This is a genomic window from Salinicola tamaricis (assembly GCF_003006155.1).
GTDB lineage: Bacteria > Pseudomonadota > Gammaproteobacteria > Pseudomonadales > Halomonadaceae > Salinicola > Salinicola tamaricis.
Genome location: NZ_CP023559.1, coordinates 568,871 through 585,179, shown reverse-complemented (window position 1 = coordinate 585,179; position 16,309 = coordinate 568,871). Strand labels below are relative to the sequence as shown.

The window sequence follows — 16,309 nt, the reverse complement described above, 5'->3', positions numbered from 1 at the left end:
CCAGCGCGAGCGCCGGCTGCTGCCGCGGTGCGCGTCTGCCGCGACCGAGGCCTGCTGGACGCGGCGCTGGCGGCAAGGGTCGAACGAGTCGCCGCGACGCTGGAGAGCTGGCTCGCGGACCAGCCGCCATCGCTGGTGCACGGCGATCTGTGGTCGGGCAACGTGCTGTTCACGCCGCGCGGGCCGGCGATCATCGACCCGGCAGTCTATCGTCACTATCCCGACGTGGACGTGGCCATGCTGAGTCTGTTCCGATCCGGGCGCGGCCTTCCACGAGGCCTATTGGGACGGCCGGCGTCCGGCCGACTGGTCACGCCGCGAGGCGCTGTTCCAGCTCTATCGCTGCTTAACCACCTCTATCTGTTCGGTGCCGGCTATCGCGATGGCGTGGCGCGGGCCGCCGCGCGGGTGCTGGCGGATTGAACAGGGAGTATGAGGCGACCCCGCCGGCGCGCGCATCGGCCCAGGTTCGGCTACAGTAGCCAAACCTATATGGCGACGCTCAGTGATCAGGATTCGTGGGGCAGGCGAGCGATGCGCGCGAAGAAGGTCTCGATCATGCGCGTGCCGATCTCGGCCAGGGGATATTGAGTCGGATCGCGCAGCCAGTCGTGCATCAGGCCGCCAAACATCGACATCAACATGCGGCAGGCGATCTCTGGGGCGACGTCCTTGCCCAAAGCACCGTCGCGCTGGGCCTGTTCGAGGCGCTCGACCATGGTGTCGTAGCACTCCTGGGCCAGCTGGCTCTGCAATCCCAGCATGTCGATGTCGCCCGAGGATTCGCAGCGGTGGAAGAGAATGGTGTGCACCCGCTGAGAGCGCGGTCGCTGCAAGCGCTCGAGGGCGTGCAGGCAGGCCAGGCGAAGGCTGGTCAGCGGGGCGTGCGGGCGCTCGGGGTCCTCGACGTCGTCGAGCAGCTGACGCAGCGGCATCTTGACCCGGTCGAGCATGGCATGGAACAGGTCGGACTTGTTCTTGAAGTGCCAGTAGACGGCGCCGCGGGTCATGCCGGCCTGGCGCGCGATCTGCTCGAGCGAGGCGCGCGAGACGCCGCGTTCCAGAAAGACGATCTCAGCGGCGTCGAGCAGCGCCTCGCGGGTGGCTTCGGCCTCGGCCTTGGTGCGTTTCGGCATGGTGGTGTCGTCATCAGCGTTGATGGAGTCGGCGTGTGGCTCGATCTTTCTCGGTACTTGCTGGGTGGCGTCGAGTCCCTGGCGCGAGAATACCCCATTCGTCGGCAAGTTTACATTCATGTATGTATGCCTGTAAGCTCGCTACATTCCCTTAGGCACTCTTTCCAGGACGGAGACTCATGCGCCCTACACTCATGAATCGCCCCATCGGTATCGGTGGCGCGATACTGCTTTCGCTCGTACTGTCCGCCTGCGGCGGTGACGAGTCATCCAGTGCCGGTGACCAGCAGCAGGGGCAGCAGAAGCCGCCGACCCAGGCCCAGGTGCTGGAGGTCAAGGCACGCGATATCGGACTGTCCAAAACCTACCCGGGCATGATTCGCAGTGACCAGGAGGTCACGGTGATGGGGCGTGTCGAGGGGATTCTCGAGGCGCGTCACTATCGCGAGGGCAGTCTGGTCGAAAAGGGCGACAAGCTCTTCACCATCGAACCCGCCCCCTATAAAGCGACCGTCGAGCAGCGCCAGGCCGACGTTCAGAGTGCCCAGGCCGAGCTCTACCGGGCGCAGCGCGATGCCGAGCGCTACACGCGTCTCTACAAACAGAACTCGGTCAGCCAGCAGCAGCGGGACCAGTCCCAGGCCGATCTGCGCACCGCCCAGGCGTCGCTGGCCCAGGCCAAGGCGGCGCTGGACAGCGCCCAGATCGACTTGAGCTACACCCAGGTCAATGCCCCGGTCAGCGGCATGATCAGCCGAGCGAGGTCAACGTGGGCAATCTGGTGCAGCCGCCCCAGCAACTGGCGACGATCACCCCGCTCAATCCCATCGAGTACGCTTCTCGCTGCCCGCCGACGACGCCTTCGCGCTGCGCCGCCAGCGGCAGCGCGGCGCCAAGGAAGCCGACGCCGCGGTGCTCACCGCACCGTCCACCGGCTCGGCCACGCGCGAGCCGCTCAAGCTCGCCGGGGAACTCGACTTCCTCGGCTCTCGGGTCGACGAGAACACCAGCACGGTCCAGGCCGAAGCCACCTTCCGCAACCAGGATGGCCTGTTCCTGCCCGGACAGTTCGTGCGCGTCACCCTGCCCAACGTCAAGCGCTATGGCGTCTTCGGTGCCCGCGGTGGCGGTGACCGAGGGGCTCAAGGGGCCGCAGGTTGTAACATCCTCGACGCCGACGGCAAGGCCGAAGCGCGTTTCGTCTCGCTGGGTGAGGTCGCCGGCGACTGGCAGATCATCACCCAAGGTCTCGACAGCGGCGACCGGGTGGTGGTGTCGGGTATCGGCAGCGTCTCACCCGGTGACAAGATCGACCCGCAGCCGTTCTCCGGCAGCGCCGAGGACCCCCAGGACAAGGCTGGCGAGAATCCCTCGCAGAAGGCCGATGCCAAGGGCGGCGAGGGGGCCGAAGGGGCCGAAGGGGCCCAGACCGGTAAAGGCGCCCAAGGGGCCCAGACCGATGGCGGCCAGAACGGAGCCAACTGATGAATTTCTCCAGCGTATTCATCAGGCGCCGATCTTCCGGTCATACTCGGTCATCATCATCCTGATCGGCCTGATGGCGATGCGGACCCTGCCGATCGAGCAGTATCCACAGTGGTGCCACCGACGATCAGCGTCTCGGCGACCTACCCGGGGCCAGTGCGCAGAGGTCTCCGATACCGTGGCGTCGACCCTGGCAGGCAGGAGATCAACGGCACCGAGAACATGATCTACCTGACCTCGTCGAGCTCCGACAGCGGTCAGATGTCGATGAGCGTCTACTTCAAGATCGGGACCAACCCGCAGACGGCGCAGATCAACGTCAACAACCGCGTGCAGCAGGCGCTCTCCAAGCTGCCCAGCGAAGTCCAGTCGCAGGGCGTGACGGTGGAGCAGCGCGCCTCCAGCGTGCTGATGTTCGTTGCCGTCACCTCGGCCAGTGACGCCTATGACTCGCTCTACCTGACCAACTACGCCAACATCAACATCACCGATGCGCTCAAGCAGCTGCCTGGGGTGGGGCAGGCCGAGGTACTCGGCAGTCAGGAGTTCGCCATGCGCGTCTGGCTCGACCCTGACAAGTTGGCGCAGTACGACCTGACGCCGGCCGAGGTGGCATCGGCGATCCGCGCCCAGAACGCGGTGGTGGCCGCGGGCAAGATCGGCGCCGAGCCGCAGAGCGACCCCTCGCCCTACACCTATACCATCACCACCGAAGGGCGCTTCAGCAGCGCCGCTCAGTTCCGCAACATTCTGCTGCGCACCAATCCCGACGGCTCTTCGCTGCGCCTGAGTGACGTCGCCCGGGTCGAGCTGGGCAAGAACACCTACGGCATCCAGGGCTACGTCAACAACAAGCCGATCGCGCCCATCGCCATCTACCTCCAGCCCGGGGCCAATGCCCTCGACGTGGCGCGTGAGGTCAAGAGCGAGATGGCGACGCTCAAGAAGCGCTTCCCGCCGGGGCTGGACTACGAGATCCCCTACGACACCACGCTGTTCATCGACGCCTCGGTGCAGTCGGTCGAGCACACCTTCATCGAGGCGCTGCTGCTGGTTGCGGTGATCGTGTTCGTGTTCCTGCAGAGCTGGCGTTCGACGCTGGTGGCGATGTCGGTGGTGCCGATCTCGGTGGTGGGCACCTTCGCCGGGATGTATCTGCTCGACTTCTCGATCAACCTGCTGTCGCTGTTCGGGATGATCCTGGCGATCGGGATCGTGGTCGACGATGCCATCGTGGTGATCGAGAACGTCGAACGCATCATGCAGGAGGACGAGGAAGCCACGCCCTTCAGCGCCGCGCTGGAGGCGATGAAAGAGGTCTCGGGCGCGGTCATCGCGACCTCGTTCATCATGACCGCGGTGTTCGTGCCGGTGGGCTTCATGGGCGGTCTCACCGGGCAGATGTATCAGCAGTTTGCGATCACCATCGCCATCTCGGTGGCGATCTCGGCGCTGGTGGCGCTGTCGTTCACGCCGGCGATCAGTGCGATCTTCCTGCAAAACCATCAGCGCATCCGTGAATCCAAGCTCATCCGTGCGATCAAGAAGCCCTTTGTGTGGTTCAACAAGGGCTTCGAGAAGGTCACTGACCTGTTCATGGCGATCACCAACTTCCTCATCCATCAGCTGTGGCTGGTGGTGGTAGGGCTGGTCGGGGTCGGCGTGCTGTCATGGATGATCTACGCCCAGTTGCCCAGCGGCCTGCTGCCGACCGAAGACCAGGGTGTGGCGCTGGCCTCGGTGACGCTGCCGGCGGGCGCCTCGGTGTCGCGCACCGACGCCTATATCCAGGAGCTGAGCACTCGCCTGCGTGAGGAGGTGCCGGGGATCAACTACGTGGTCGGCATCCCCGGTTTCGACATCCTGTCGAGCTCGGCCAACACCGCCAAGGGTACGGTCTTCGTGACCATGAAGCCGTGGTCGCAGCGCAGCGTGACCGCGGACCAGCTGATCGGCAAGATCATGCAGATCGGGGCCCAGATCCAGGGCGGCCAGACGATGGCCTTCAACATGCCGCCGATTCAGGGGCTGTCGCCCACCGGCGGCTTCACCGGGTACCTGCAGTCCTACGGCGGCGACTCGCCGCAGCAGCTGGCGGCGGCGGCCGGCAAGATCATGCAGGCGGCCAATCAGCGCCCCGAGATCGGCCAGGCGTTCTCGACCCTGGATGTCAACGTGCCGGTCTATCGCGCCACCGTGGATACCGACAAGGTGCGCAGTCTGGGTGTGGATATCTCCGATCTCAACACCACCCTGGCGAGCACCTTCGGTAGCGCCTTCGTCAATTACTTCACGCGGTCCAGCCGTAACTTTCAGGTCTACCTGCAGTCGGAAGACGACTTCCGGCGTAACCCGGAAGACATCAGCAAGGTCTACGTGCGCGGTGGCGATGGTCAGCGTATCCCGCTCTCCGAGCTGGTCACGCTGACCCGTGAGAACGCGCCCACGGTGCTCCAGCGCTACAACGTCTACCCGGCGGCCCAGTTCGCCGGCGGGCCGGCGCCGGGCTACAGCTCGGGCCAGGCGGTCCAGGCGATGCAGGAGGTGGTGGCACAGACGCTGGGCTCCGACTACGCCATGGGTTGGTCCGGGGAGGCGTATCAGCAGGCCAACGTCGGCACCGCGGCCACGCTGGCGCTCTCCTTCGGCGTGGTCATGATGTTCTTGATCCTGGCCGCCCAGTACGAGAGCTGGACGCTGCCGCTGGCGGTGGTCTCGGCGGTGCCGTTTGCCTTCATCGGCGCCATCCTGGCGGTGCAGCTCGCGGGGCTCAGCACTAGCGTCTACCTGCAGGTGGGGCTACTCGTGGTGGTGGGGCTGGCGGCCAAGAACGCCATTCTGATCGTCGAGTTCGCCGAGCAGCAGCGCAAGCACGCCGGGCTCTCGGTGATCGAGGCGGCCAAGGTGGCGGCACGCCAGCGTTTCCGGCCCATCGTGATGACCTCGCTGGCATTCATCGGCGGTACCCTGCCGCTGGCGCTCGCCTCCGGGGCCAGCGCGGCGAGCCGGCAGCAGATCGGCACGCCGGTGGTCGGCGGCATGATCTCGATCACCGTGCTGGCGACCGTGTTCGTGCCGGCGGCCTATGTGCTGATCATGCGCGTGACGCTGTGGCTCAGTGCCAAGCTCAAGCGCCGGCACGAGGGCTCTGACGCCGACGGACAGCGCTCTTGAGTCAGCGCTTTTGGAGACAGAGCGCGTGAGACAGCGCCGGGCGCGTCCCTTGACGCGCCCGGCGCTGGCGATGACGCATTCGCGATCACGTCCAACGCCAGATCGACTACCTTGGAATAGAGGCAACCTCACAGAGAGGTTGCCTTTTTTCTTGGGCGCGCCCCGGGCGCTGACGTTGCCGGCGAGTTGCAGGCGAAAAGACGTTTTGACGCTCACCCGGGTGCTGCCGTATATCTAGAAGAGGTCGCGTCGCATCGGCATCGTCAAGGTGTCACGTCAATGCGCTATTGGTCTGGTTCGCGCCTCGCGTTCGACGGGTTAACACCGGTTATCGCGGGTGGCGCGTGCGAGCGCGCAGGATCAAGGTGCGGCCCAGGTCGTCAATGCAGGCTGACGCAGGTTTTCGGGAGGCTTTACATGGTAAAGGCCGCGGTTCAGGGAAGAAGAGCCCAACACGATGACCCGAGCGAGCGGCCACACTTCCGTGACTCCGTGCCGCGAGGGCCAAGTACGCAGACCGCCTTGCCACGCCTGCGGCCGGTCGCTCCCGGGCGCGACCGGCGCGTGCTGTTCGTCACCACCGAGATCGCCGATTTCATCAAGGCCGGTGGGCTCGGCGATGTCTCCGCGGCGCTGCCGCGCGCGCTGAAGCCGGGATACGATGTGCGTGTGCTGATGCCCGGCTATCGGCAGATTCTGAGCGCCGGCAAGCCTATCGTAAGGGTGGCGCAGCTACCCGCCAGCCACGCACTGCCGGCCTGCGAGATCGGGCGCCTGGTGTGCGACGACGGATTGATCGTCTATCTGGTGCTGTGCCCGTCGCTCTACGATCGGGACGGCAATGCCTATGGTGACGACTTCGGCGTCGGCTGGGCCGACAATGACATCCGCTTCGCGCGCCTGGCCCTGGCTGCCGCCGCGATCGTCAACGATCCGACGCTGCTCGAGTGGCAGGTGGATCTTCTGCATCTCAACGACTGGGCCACCGGGCTCACCGCCGGCTACGTACGCTGGCTGGGGCGGCGCTATGTGCCCTCGGTCTACACCATCCACAATCTTGCCTACCAGGGCGTGTTCGGGGCCGATCGCCTGGAGCCGCTGGGTATCCCGCCCAGCGCCTTTCACATTGATGGCGTCGAGTACTACGGCCAGCTTTCGTTCATGAAGACGGGGCTCTCCTACGCCTCCCACGTCACCACCGTCAGCAACAACTATGCGCGCGAGATCACCACGCCCGAGTTCGGCTGCGGGCTGGAGGGGCTGCTTGCCAAGCGCGCGCTGGAGGGGCGGCTCAGCGGCCTGCTCAACGGTATCGACGATCGCTGGGATCCGCGCCACGATACCCATCTGGCGCCCAATTTCGGCATCAACGACTGGCATGGCAAGCGTGCCAACACCCAGCGCGTGCGGCGCATGTTCGGCCTCGATCCGAGCGGCGGGCCGTTGTTCGCGGTGGTCTCCCGGCTGGTGGCCCAGAAGGGGCTCGATCTCACCTGCGAGATCGCCGACACCCTGGTCGGTGCCGGCGGACAGCTGGTGGTGATCGGGCGCGGCGAATATGCCATCGAGCAGTCGCTGGTGGCGCTGGCGGCGCGCTACCCCGGTCAGATCGGCGTCAATATCGGTTTCGACGAAGGCGAGGCGCGCCAGATCTACGCCGGCAGCGACTTCCTGTTGATGCCGTCGCGCTTCGAACCCTGCGGCTTGAGCCAGCTCTACGCCCAGCGCTTCGGGTCGTTGCCGATCGCTCATCGTACCGGTGGCCTGGCCGACACCATCCAGGACGGCATCAACGGACTGCTGTTCGACGAGATGACCCTGGAGGCGTATCGCGCCACGCTGCGCCGTGCCTTCGACCTGTTCCATGCCACCGACCTGTTCTACGCCATGCGCCGCGCGGCCATGGCCGGGCGCCTGCACTGGCGCCAGGCCGTGGTGCCTTATCGCCGGCTCTACGCCGAGCTGCTGGCGGAGACCACGCCCGCTACCGGCAGCTACCACGGCAGCGTTCGATGAGTGGCGTCGACAGCGGTGCGAGCTCCACCGCCGCGGCCTGTAATTTCGGTGCGCTGCGCTGGTGGCTGATGGCGTCGATGGCGCCGCCGCCGGGGGTACCCGACGACAGCGACTGGCGCTGGGACGACGGCGACTGGATGCGGGTCCGCGGGGCACGCCACCAGGGGGATCTACCGCTCGCCTTCTATTGCCTCGATGCCGCCGAATGGTATGCCTCGCGCTTCTCGCCGCCGCTGCGCTGGGATGCCCTGATCCAGGAGCTGGTGCCCTACGTGGCGGATCTCGGTTTTACCCATGTCGCCTTCGATGCAGCGCTGCTGGCCGAAGGCGACGCCACGATCCGTGGCGTGATCGAAACCTGCCATATCGCGGGTGTCGGGGTGGTGGTCTGCCCGCCCGACGACACGGCCCAGAGCCTCGAACGCTGTCGGCGGCTGCACGTCGACGGCGTGTACACGCCGACCGACGACGGACCAGGCCGGCCACTGTCGGCTATTCGTCGATGACGGTCGGGCCGATGTGATCCTGGCTTTCGGCCCACCTGGCAGGCGGCGCTGAGCGACTATCTGGGACGTCCGCCGCTGTCGCGCTGTCGTCATCACGCCCAGTGGATCGCGGCGCTGACGCCGGCGTCCAAGGGGCGCGCTCTGCTGGCGCAGATGCCGGCGCCGGCGGTGCCCCTGGGCGCGTGGCGCCAACGCGTGCACGGTGACGCCTGGCAACGTTTCGCCACCCTGCGCGCGGCACTAGGCATGATGTGGGCGCTGCCCGGCGAGAAGTGGCTGGGAATGGGCGTCGAGCTGGGCCAGGTGCTGGCCGAGCGCTTCCCGAAGCGATCCACTGGCCGCTGCTGTTCGAGAGCCGGCACGCCGGCATGCTGCGGCTGGTGGCCGACCTCAACCGGCTCTATGTCAACGAGCCGGCGCTGCAGATCCGCGACGACGGCGACAACGGTTTCGAATGGCTGGTGCCCGACGATGGCCACAACAGCGTGGTGGTGTTTGCGCGGCATGCCGACAGCGGCCATGCAACGCTGATCTGTGTCAGCAACTTCCAGGCCTGCGTGCATCAGACCTATCGCTTCGGTGTCCCGGCGGGCGGGCGCTGGCGCGAGATCTTCAACAGCGACAGCGTCTTTTACGCCGGTAGCAACGTGGGCAACGGACGCAGTCTCAGGGCCCTCCCCGAGCCGAGCCATGGCCAGGCACAGTCGCTGACGCTGACGGTGCCGCCGATGGCCACGCTCTTTCTGCGCCATGAAGTCTGGCATGGAGACACCCCATGAGTACGCTATCTGCCTCGTCTTCGCCGGGCGCCCGTGCCGACACCTTCGCGCCGCGTTACGGGGCCCACTGCGATCCCTCCGGGGGCGTCACCTTCCGCCTCTGGGCGCCGAGCGCTGATCGGGTGCTGCTGGAGTGCGAAGGGCGAGCGCCGGTCGCGATGGCGGAGTCCGAGGCCGAGGCAGGGGAGTTCGTCGCCCGGCTCGATTGCCCGGTGGGCAGCGCCTACCGCTATCGGGTCTTCGTCGGCGACGACGACACCGGGCTCGCGGTGCCAGACCCCGCGTCGCGGGCGCTGCGCGGTGGGGTCGACGGCTGGTCGCTGGTGGTCGACCCCAGTGCCTACGTCTGGCAGCAGCCGGACTGGCGCGGTCGCCGCTGGGAAGATAGCGTGATCTACGAGGTTCACCTCGGCGCCATCGGCGGCATGGCCGGGCTCGAGCGGCGGCTGCCGCAGCTGGTCGAGCTCGGGGTCACGGCGGTCGAGCTGATGCCGCTGGCCGAGTGTCCGGGCACTCGCAACTGGGGCTACGACGGCGTGCAGCCTTATGCCGTGGCCTCCTACTACGGTACCCCGCAGGCGCTCCAGGCGCTGGTGGACACCATCCACGCCCATGGTCTGATGGTGTTCGTCGACGTGGTCTACAACCACTTCGGACCCGACGGCAACTTTCTGCCCCACTACGCCAAGGCGTTCTTCCGTGACGACGTGGCCACGCCCTGGGGCGCGGCGATCGATTTTAGGCGACCCCAGGTGCGCCGTTTCTTCATCGACAATGCGCTGATGTGGCTGCTCGACTATCGCGTCGACGGCCTGCGCTTCGATGCGGTGCACGCCATCGGCGACCGCGACTTCCTGCTCGAGATGGCCGCGACCCTGCGGGCGCGGGCCGGCGGCGCGCGTCACGTGCATCTGATGCTGGAGAACGAGCACAACCAGGCGAGTCTGCTCGGCGGTGATGCCTACAGCGCGCAGTGGGCCGACGACTGGCACAACGTGATGCACGTGCTGCTGACCGGCGAGTCTCAGGGCTACTATGCCGATTTCGTCGGCGACGCCACGGCCAAGCTCGCCACCGCGATGGGCGAGGGTTTCGTCTTTCAGGGGCAGGCCACGCGCAAGGGCGAAGCGCGTGGTGAGCCCAGCGCCGGGCTGGCGCCGACCGCCTTCATCGATTTTCTGCAGAATCATGACCAGATCGGCAACCGTGCCCTCGGCGAGCGCCTGAGTCAGCTGGCCGATGTCGACGCGCTCGCCGCCGCGACGCTGCTGCTGCTGCTGTCGCCCAAGATTCCGCTGCTTTCATGGGCGAAGAGTGGGGCTCTCGGCGGCCTTTTCTGTTCTTCACCGATCATCGCGATGCGCTGGCCCGATGCGGTGCGCGAAGGGCGGCGGCGTGAGTTCGCCGAGTTCGCTGCCTTCGAGGATCCAGCCCAGCGCGAGCGCATCCCCGACCCCACGCCAGAGCACCTTCGCCGCTGCCTGTCTCGACACGGCCGAGGCCGAGCGTCCCGAGCATCGCGCGCAGCGCGAGCGCTTCATAGCCTGGCTGGGGCTGCGCCATGCCTGGTTGGTGCCGCGTCTGGCCGGTGCCCGGGCCCAGGGCAGCGAGGTGATCGGTGACGCCGCGGTGGATGCCTGCTGGCAGCTGGGGGATGGCAGTACCCTGGCGCCATCAATCTGGGCAGGCCGCGGTGAACCTCGCCGTCTCGGCGCCGTTGCTGGTCACTTCGCACGCCGACGTGGCCGCGGCGCTGGTCGTGGGCTGGCTGCCGCCGCGCGCTGTGCTGTGCGGTGTGGCTGGATGCCCGGGAGACCTCGGCATGAGCGCGCACGACACCGACGACACGTCACTGCGTACGCTGGCCGAGGCGGTTGGGCTGATTCTCGAGTGGGAGGCCAGCGACGGCAGCCACTGTACGCTCGAGGCCGTGCGTCAGCGTGAGATGCTGGCGCGGCTGGGGTGGCCGGCGGCAGATGCGGCCGAGTGAACGCAAGCCTGGCCCGCTGGCGCGAGCAGAGCGCGCCCTACGCCTGGCCCGCGCTGCCGCCGCTGCTGATCGCCGATGCCGATATGGCTTTCCCGTGCCGCTCGTCCAGGCTGCGGGACTCGGCTTCAGCCTGCGGCTGGAGAGTGGCGAGACGCTCGGGGCAAGCTCGATGCGATGGGCTGCCTGCCGCCGATCGACGCCTGGGTTCACCGCCTGACCCTATCTGACGCTGGCGGTGAACGGCTCACGCGGACTCTGGCGGTGGCGCCCGCGCGCTGCTTCACGCCCGCCGACGTGCGCGCCGAGGGGACTGCGGCACGGCTCTGGGGCGTGGCGGTGCAGCTCTATTCGCTCCGGCGCGAGGGCGATACCGGGATCGGCGACCTGCAGGCGCTCGACGAGCTGTGCGCCGGGCTCGCCGAACAGGGCGCGGATGCGGTCGCCGTCAGTCCGATCCATGCGCTGTTCGCCGCCGATCCCCAGCGTTACAGCCCCTATGCCCCCTCCAGCCGGTTGTTCTACAACGTCTGGCACGTCGCTCCCGAGTGCGTCTTCGATGCCGCCACCGTGGCCTGGGCGGCGGCGCCGGATCGCGTGGCGCTGGCCCAGCGCTCGCAGGCAGCGCTGATCGACTGGCCGGCCAGCGTCGCGCTCAAGCAGGCCCAGCTCGAGCGCCTCTACCATCATGTGATGGAAGCCGAGGAGGCCCAGCACTGGCAGGCGCAGTTCGAAGCCTTCTGCGAGCAGGGCGGAGAGGCGCTCGAGCGCCACTGTCGTTTCGAGGTGCTGCAGGCCGAAGCCAAGGAGCGTGACTGGCGCCGCTGGCCGCCGGCGTGGCGTGATCCGCTTAGCGCCGAGGTGGAGGCCTTCGCCGATCGCCATGTCGAAGCGGTGCGCTTTGCCGCCTTTCTGCAGTGGTTGATGGCGGCCGGGCTCGAGCGGGTGCAGCAGCGCGCACGCGAGGCCGGCATGGGAATCGGGCTGATCGCCGATCTGGCGGTGGGGGTCGATCCCTGCGGCAGTCAGGCGTGGAGCTTTCCCGGCGAGCTGCTGACCGAGTTCAGTGTCGGCGCGCCGCCGGATGCGTTCAATGCCCGCGGGCAGGATTGGGGTGTGGCGGCTTTTTCGCCGGTGGGACTGGCGAGCTCCGGCTACCAAGGCTTCATCGCCATGCTGCGCGCCGGTTTCGCCCATGCCGGCGGCCTGCGTATCGATCATGTCCTGGGACTCTCGCGGCTGTGGCTGATTCCCCAAGGCGAACCTGCCGATCATGGCGCCTATCTGCGCTTTCCCCTCGACGATCTGCTGCGACTGGTGGCTCTCGAATCCTGGCGTCACCGAGCGATCGTGATCGGTGAGGATCTGGGCACGGTAGAGGCGGGGCTGCGCGACAAACTCGCCAGCCGCGGGGTGCTGGGTATTGGCGTACTCTGGTTCGAACGCGACGGTGACGATTTCCTGGCCGCCCCGGCATGGCGTCAGGGCGTGTTGGCTACCACCACCACCCATGACCTGCCGACGGTGGCCGGCTGGTGGCAGGGGCGCGATCTCGACTGGCGCGAACGGCTGGGGCTGTTCGGCGAGGGCGAAACCCGGGTGGCACTCGATGCCGAGCGCCAGCGTGACCGGGCGCGGCTGGCCGCGCGCTGCGGCATCGCCGAGACGGCCACGCCGGCCACGGTGGTGGATGCCGCGCTCGGCCACATCGCCGCCACGCCGACCCCGCTGACCCTGCTGCCGCTGGAGGATCTGCTGGCACTGAGCGAGCAGCCCAATCTGCCCGGCACCCTCGATGAGCATCCCAACTGGCGCCGCCGGCTACCGCTGCCGGTGGCGCAACTGGTGACGCAGGAGGCGTTGCAGCGTCGTCTGGCGCATATCCAAGACCTGCGCGGTCGCGGGGTCCCGACAAGGAGTGTCATCATGAGACCGATCCGGGCCACGGTGCGGCTACAGCTGCACGCCGGGTTCGACTTCGCTGCCGCGCGCGCTCAGGTCGACTACTACGCCGCGCTCGGCGTCAGCCCTATTACCTGTCGCCGATTCTCACCTCGCGCCCCGGTTCGACCCACGGCTATGACGGCGTCGACCCGACCCGCATCGACCCCGAGCTGGGCGGTGAGGCGGGGCTGGCGGCACTGGTCGAGGCGCTGCATGCTCGCGGCATGGGCATCGTTGCCGACATCGTGCCACCATCTGGCGATCGGGGCGGACAACCCCTGGTGGCAGGACATGCTCGCCCGCGGCCGCGCCAGCGAGTTCGCCGACTGCTTCGACGTCGACTGGGGCCGCGCCGATCTCGACGGCAAGCTGCTACTGCCAGTGCTGGGCGAACGCTATGTGGATGTGCTCGCCGCCGGCGAGCTGACGCTGGGCTGGTCGGAGACGGCGCAGCGCTTCGAGGTGCGCTATCACGAGCACCGTTTTCCCATCGATCCGGCCCACAGCGCGGCGCTGTTCGCCCTGGGCGGGGCCGAGGCGTCGGAATCCGACGCCGCCGAACCCGACGCGATCCAGGCGGCGCTGGCGGCGTTCGACAGCCGCCACGAGAGTGGCCGTGCGCGGCTGCATGGGCTGCTCGAACGCCAGGCCTATCGGCTGGCCCACTGGCGCAGCGCCAACGATGCGCTCAACTGGCGGCGCTTTTTCGATATCACCGAGCTGGCCGGGGTGCGCGTCGAGGAGTCACGCGTCTTCGCGCTGTGCCACGACACCGTGCTGGGGCTGGTGGCGCGGGGCTGGATCGACGGCCTGCGCGTCGATCATATCGATGGCCTGGTCGATCCCCGCGGCTATGGGCTACGCCTGCGCGAACGCCTGGATGCGATCGCCGCCGAGCGCGGTGAGGCGCGCATCCCGCTCTATGTGGAGAAGATTCTCGCCGGCCACGAAGCGATGCACGCCGACTGGGGTGTCGACGGCACCACCGGTTACGAATTTCTCGACGTGGTCTCCGGTGTGCAACACGACCCCAAGGGGGAGGCGCCGTTCGCCGCGCTGTGGCGCGAGGTGAGCGGACGCAGCGGCGACTTCGCCGCCGAAGTCGCCACGGCCCGCAGCGAGATGCTGGCCGGCCCGCTAAGCGCGGAATTCGAGCGCTGTGTCGCCGCCCTCGGCGCCCTGGCACGCCAGCAGCCGGCCACACGCGAGCTGAGCGAGCCTGCGCTGCGCCGCGTGCTCGGCGCGCTGGCGATCGGCTATCCGGTCTATCGCAGCTACGCCGACCGTCACGGCCGCCCGCAGGCTGACGCTGCCGATTTCGACCACGCCCTCGAGCGTGCCCGCGTCCGGCTCAGCGCGGCCGACGCCGCCTGGTTACCGACCCTCGACGATTGGCTCGGCGGGGTCGCCCCGGAGACGCTCGATGCGCCCGAGCAGGCGCTGCGTCTGCGCGCCATTGCCACCTTCCAGCAGCTCACCTCGCCGCTGGCGGCCAAGGCGGTGGAAGATACCGCCGGCTATCGCAGCGCGGTGCTCTTGTCGCGCAACGACGTCGGCTGCGAGGGGGCTCACTTCGCCTACCCGGTGGCACGGTTGCATGCGGCCAACCGTACGCGCCTGGCGCGCTTCCCGCACAGTCTGCTGGCCACCGCGACCCACGACCATAAGCGCGGTGAGGATGTGCGCGCACGCCTGGCCGCGCTGAGCGAGTGCCAGGATCTGATCCCGCGGCTGCGTGAGCTCGCCGACGACCCGCGCCTGGGCGCGGCGGACGTCAGCGGCGGCGATCGTCTGATGCTGTTGCAGATCCTGCTGGCGGCCTGGCCTCTGGGGCTGGCGGCCGACGACAGCGACGGCTTGGCGGCGTTTGCCGAGCGGGTGATGGCGTGGCAACAGAAGGCGCTGCGCGAGGCCAAGCTGCATAGCCACTGGCTGGCGCCCGACGCGGCCTACGAGGAAGCCGCATCGGCGGCGGTGCAGCACGCCCTGGATGGCGGCGACCTGACCCGGGAACTGGCCGCGCTGGCGGCAGCGCTCGACCTGCCCGGGGCGATCAATGGCCTGGCCCAGACCGCGCTCAAGCTGTGTGCCCCGGGAGTGCCGGATCTCTATCAGGGCACCGAGTTCTGGGACCAGTCGCTGGTCGACCCGGACAATCGTCGCCCGGTGGATATGCCTGCGCGGCGCGCGGCGTTGAGCGCCGACGCCACGCCGGCGGTGGCCTGGGCGCAGTGGCGTGATGGTGCGGTCAAGCAGGCGCTGATCCGGCGCCTGCTGGCGCTGCGCGCCGAGTGGCCGGCGCTGTTCCTCGAGGGCGACTATGTGCCTCTGGGAGTCACTGGCCAGTGCGCCGAGCATGTCATCGCGCTGGCCCGACGCAGCGCTGACGCCACCCTGGTGCTGGTGGTGCCGCGCCTGCCGCGAGCGCTGCTGGGCGCGGCCGATGGCGCGACTCTAGCGTGGGGAGATACCCGTGTCGAACTCGCCGCGCTGGGGCTCGAAGGTGCCGGGGTGGCGTGTTTGACCGCGACGTCCGCGCCAGCCGATGGTCTGGCGCTTTCGACCCATCTGGCCGATTTCCCCTGCGGCGCCTGGCTGTGGCGTGACGTGTCGACATCTGGAACGCCATGAGAGCGGCTTACCGCGCCAGAGCGTCTAGGTTGTTAGTAGCGGGGCCGAACCAGGCCGCCGACCCTTGGTCACCGCGAGGCAGGGATCGCCTCATTTTTCGTCAATTCGCTTAGGGAGAGATCGTCATGAGCAATCGCGAGCAAAGAGTCAGAATGTTGGCCTACCGGATCTGGGAGTCGGAAGGACGACCGGAGGGTCAGGAGGCGCGTCATTGGGCCATGGCAGAGCGTATCGTCGAGGCCGAGAACGCGCGCGAAGAGGAGCAGGAGTGGGAGCCGGCGCATGACGAGTCGCCTATCTTCGAGGGCGAGGAGCTGCCGCTGGAAGCGGACGAGCAGGGTATCGACGAGCAGCGTCTGCCGCTGGACGACCCCGAGACCGAAGCGTTGAAGGAGGAGGACACCGGCGTCGAGGTGCATCCCGAACCGCCGGCGAAGCCCGCGCCGCGCAAGCCTAGCGCCAAGAAGCCCGCAGCCAAAAAGCCCGAGGCCAAGCCGATGGGCACCGCCGAGACGCCGGCCAAGCCCAAGACCCCGCGCGCGCGAAAGCCGCGCAAGCCTGATGACGGCGCCTGACGCTGACAACTCCTACGCCGAGATCGAGACACCGCCGCTCGTCACGCTGCGAATCGCCGAGTCGACGCGTGCAGGC

11 protein-coding genes and 4 pseudogenes are annotated in these 16,309 nt (G+C 67.9%); 14 read left to right on the top strand and 1 reads right to left on the bottom strand.

Features of this window, described 5'->3' with window-relative positions; all coding sequences use genetic code 11:
• The first annotated feature begins 27 nt into the window (after window positions 1-27).
• The gene (locus CN538_RS24820; protein ID WP_340638228.1) at window positions 28-423 is read left to right on the top strand and encodes a fructosamine kinase family protein; all 396 of its coding nucleotides are present in this window, start codon (window positions 28-30) and stop codon (window positions 421-423) included.
• Between the two features lie 86 nt (window positions 424-509).
• On the opposite strand, the gene CN538_RS02570 is transcribed toward CN538_RS24820, so the two are convergent.
• The gene (locus CN538_RS02570; RefSeq protein ID WP_340638227.1) at window positions 510-1,256 is read right to left on the bottom strand and encodes a TetR family transcriptional regulator; all 747 of its coding nucleotides are present in this window, start codon (window positions 1,254-1,256) and stop codon (window positions 510-512) included.
• Between the two features lie 59 nt (window positions 1,257-1,315).
• On the opposite strand from CN538_RS02570, the pseudogene CN538_RS26635 reads away from it, so the two are divergent.
• The 13 genes and pseudogenes from CN538_RS26635 to CN538_RS02525 all read left to right on the top strand — a co-directional run.
• A pseudogene (locus CN538_RS26635) lies at window positions 1,316-1,837 on the top strand (efflux RND transporter periplasmic adaptor subunit); the annotation flags it as partial.
• A gap of 142 nt (window positions 1,838-1,979) precedes the next feature.
• Window positions 1,980-2,162: pseudogene (locus tag CN538_RS26630) on the top strand (efflux RND transporter periplasmic adaptor subunit); the annotation flags it as partial.
• A 45-nt stretch (window positions 2,163-2,207) separates the two neighbouring features.
• Entirely contained in the window at window positions 2,208-2,621 is a 414-nt protein-coding gene (locus CN538_RS21750) for a permuted SH3 domain-containing protein (RefSeq protein ID WP_242495497.1), read from the top strand.
• Window positions 2,622-2,732: 111 nt separating this feature from the next.
• Complete coding sequence (locus CN538_RS02560) at window positions 2,733-5,795, top strand: efflux RND transporter permease subunit (protein ID WP_340638226.1); 3,063 nt, start codon at window positions 2,733-2,735, stop codon at window positions 5,793-5,795.
• Between the two features lie 522 nt (window positions 5,796-6,317).
• On the top strand, window positions 6,318-7,811 hold the full coding sequence (glgA, locus tag CN538_RS02555; RefSeq protein WP_242495496.1) for a glycogen synthase GlgA: 1,494 nt from the start codon (window positions 6,318-6,320) through the stop codon (window positions 7,809-7,811).
• Complete coding sequence (locus tag CN538_RS02550; RefSeq protein ID WP_106418466.1) at window positions 7,808-8,317, top strand: hypothetical protein; 510 nt, start codon at window positions 7,808-7,810, stop codon at window positions 8,315-8,317. Before glgA ends, CN538_RS02550 begins: the two co-directional genes overlap by 4 nt.
• Window positions 8,318-8,589: 272 nt before the next feature.
• A complete protein-coding gene (locus CN538_RS02545) occupies window positions 8,590-9,096 on the top strand; it encodes an alpha amylase C-terminal domain-containing protein (protein ID WP_129591285.1) in 507 nt (168 codons plus the stop codon).
• A complete protein-coding gene (locus CN538_RS02540) occupies window positions 9,093-10,718 on the top strand; it encodes an alpha-amylase family glycosyl hydrolase (protein ID WP_242495495.1) in 1,626 nt (541 codons plus the stop codon). Before CN538_RS02545 ends, CN538_RS02540 begins: the two co-directional genes overlap by 4 nt.
• Window positions 10,715-11,086, top strand: a complete 372-nt coding sequence (locus tag CN538_RS21745) for a hypothetical protein (RefSeq protein WP_242495494.1) — start codon at window positions 10,715-10,717, stop codon at window positions 11,084-11,086. The genes CN538_RS02540 and CN538_RS21745 overlap by 4 nt, the downstream gene beginning before the upstream one ends.
• Window positions 11,087-11,161: 75 nt before the next feature.
• A pseudogene (malQ, locus tag CN538_RS21740) lies at window positions 11,162-12,940 on the top strand (4-alpha-glucanotransferase); the annotation flags it as partial.
• A pseudogene (locus tag CN538_RS24815) lies at window positions 12,892-13,218 on the top strand (hypothetical protein); the annotation flags it as partial. The pseudogenes malQ and CN538_RS24815, both read left to right, overlap by 49 nt.
• Window positions 13,163-15,658 (top strand): malto-oligosyltrehalose synthase, encoded by a 2,496-nt coding sequence (gene treY / locus CN538_RS21730; protein ID WP_340638309.1) that lies wholly within the window; start codon window positions 13,163-13,165, stop codon window positions 15,656-15,658. The pseudogene CN538_RS24815 and the gene treY, both read left to right, overlap by 56 nt.
• A 125-nt stretch (window positions 15,659-15,783) precedes the next feature.
• Complete coding sequence (locus CN538_RS02525) at window positions 15,784-16,233, top strand: DUF2934 domain-containing protein (RefSeq protein WP_106418464.1); 450 nt, start codon at window positions 15,784-15,786, stop codon at window positions 16,231-16,233.
• The last annotated feature ends 76 nt before the right edge of the window (window positions 16,234-16,309 follow it).

Bases quoted from the DNA above. Each gene is read 5' to 3' on its own strand.
- CN538_RS02570 (WP_340638227.1), bottom strand. From the start codon at position 1,256: ATGAATGTAAACTTGCCGACGAATGGGGTATTCTCGCGCCAGGGACTC.
- CN538_RS02550 (WP_106418466.1), top strand. From the start codon at position 7,808: ATGAGTGGCGTCGACAGCGGTGCGAGCTCCACCGCCGCGGCCTGTAAT.
- CN538_RS02540 (WP_242495495.1), top strand. From the start codon at position 9,093: ATGAGTACGCTATCTGCCTCGTCTTCGCCGGGCGCCCGTGCCGACACC.
- treY (WP_340638309.1), top strand. From the start codon at position 13,163: ATGACGGCGTCGACCCGACCCGCATCGACCCCGAGCTGGGCGGTGAGG.
- CN538_RS02525 (WP_106418464.1), top strand. From the start codon at position 15,784: ATGAGCAATCGCGAGCAAAGAGTCAGAATGTTGGCCTACCGGATCTGG.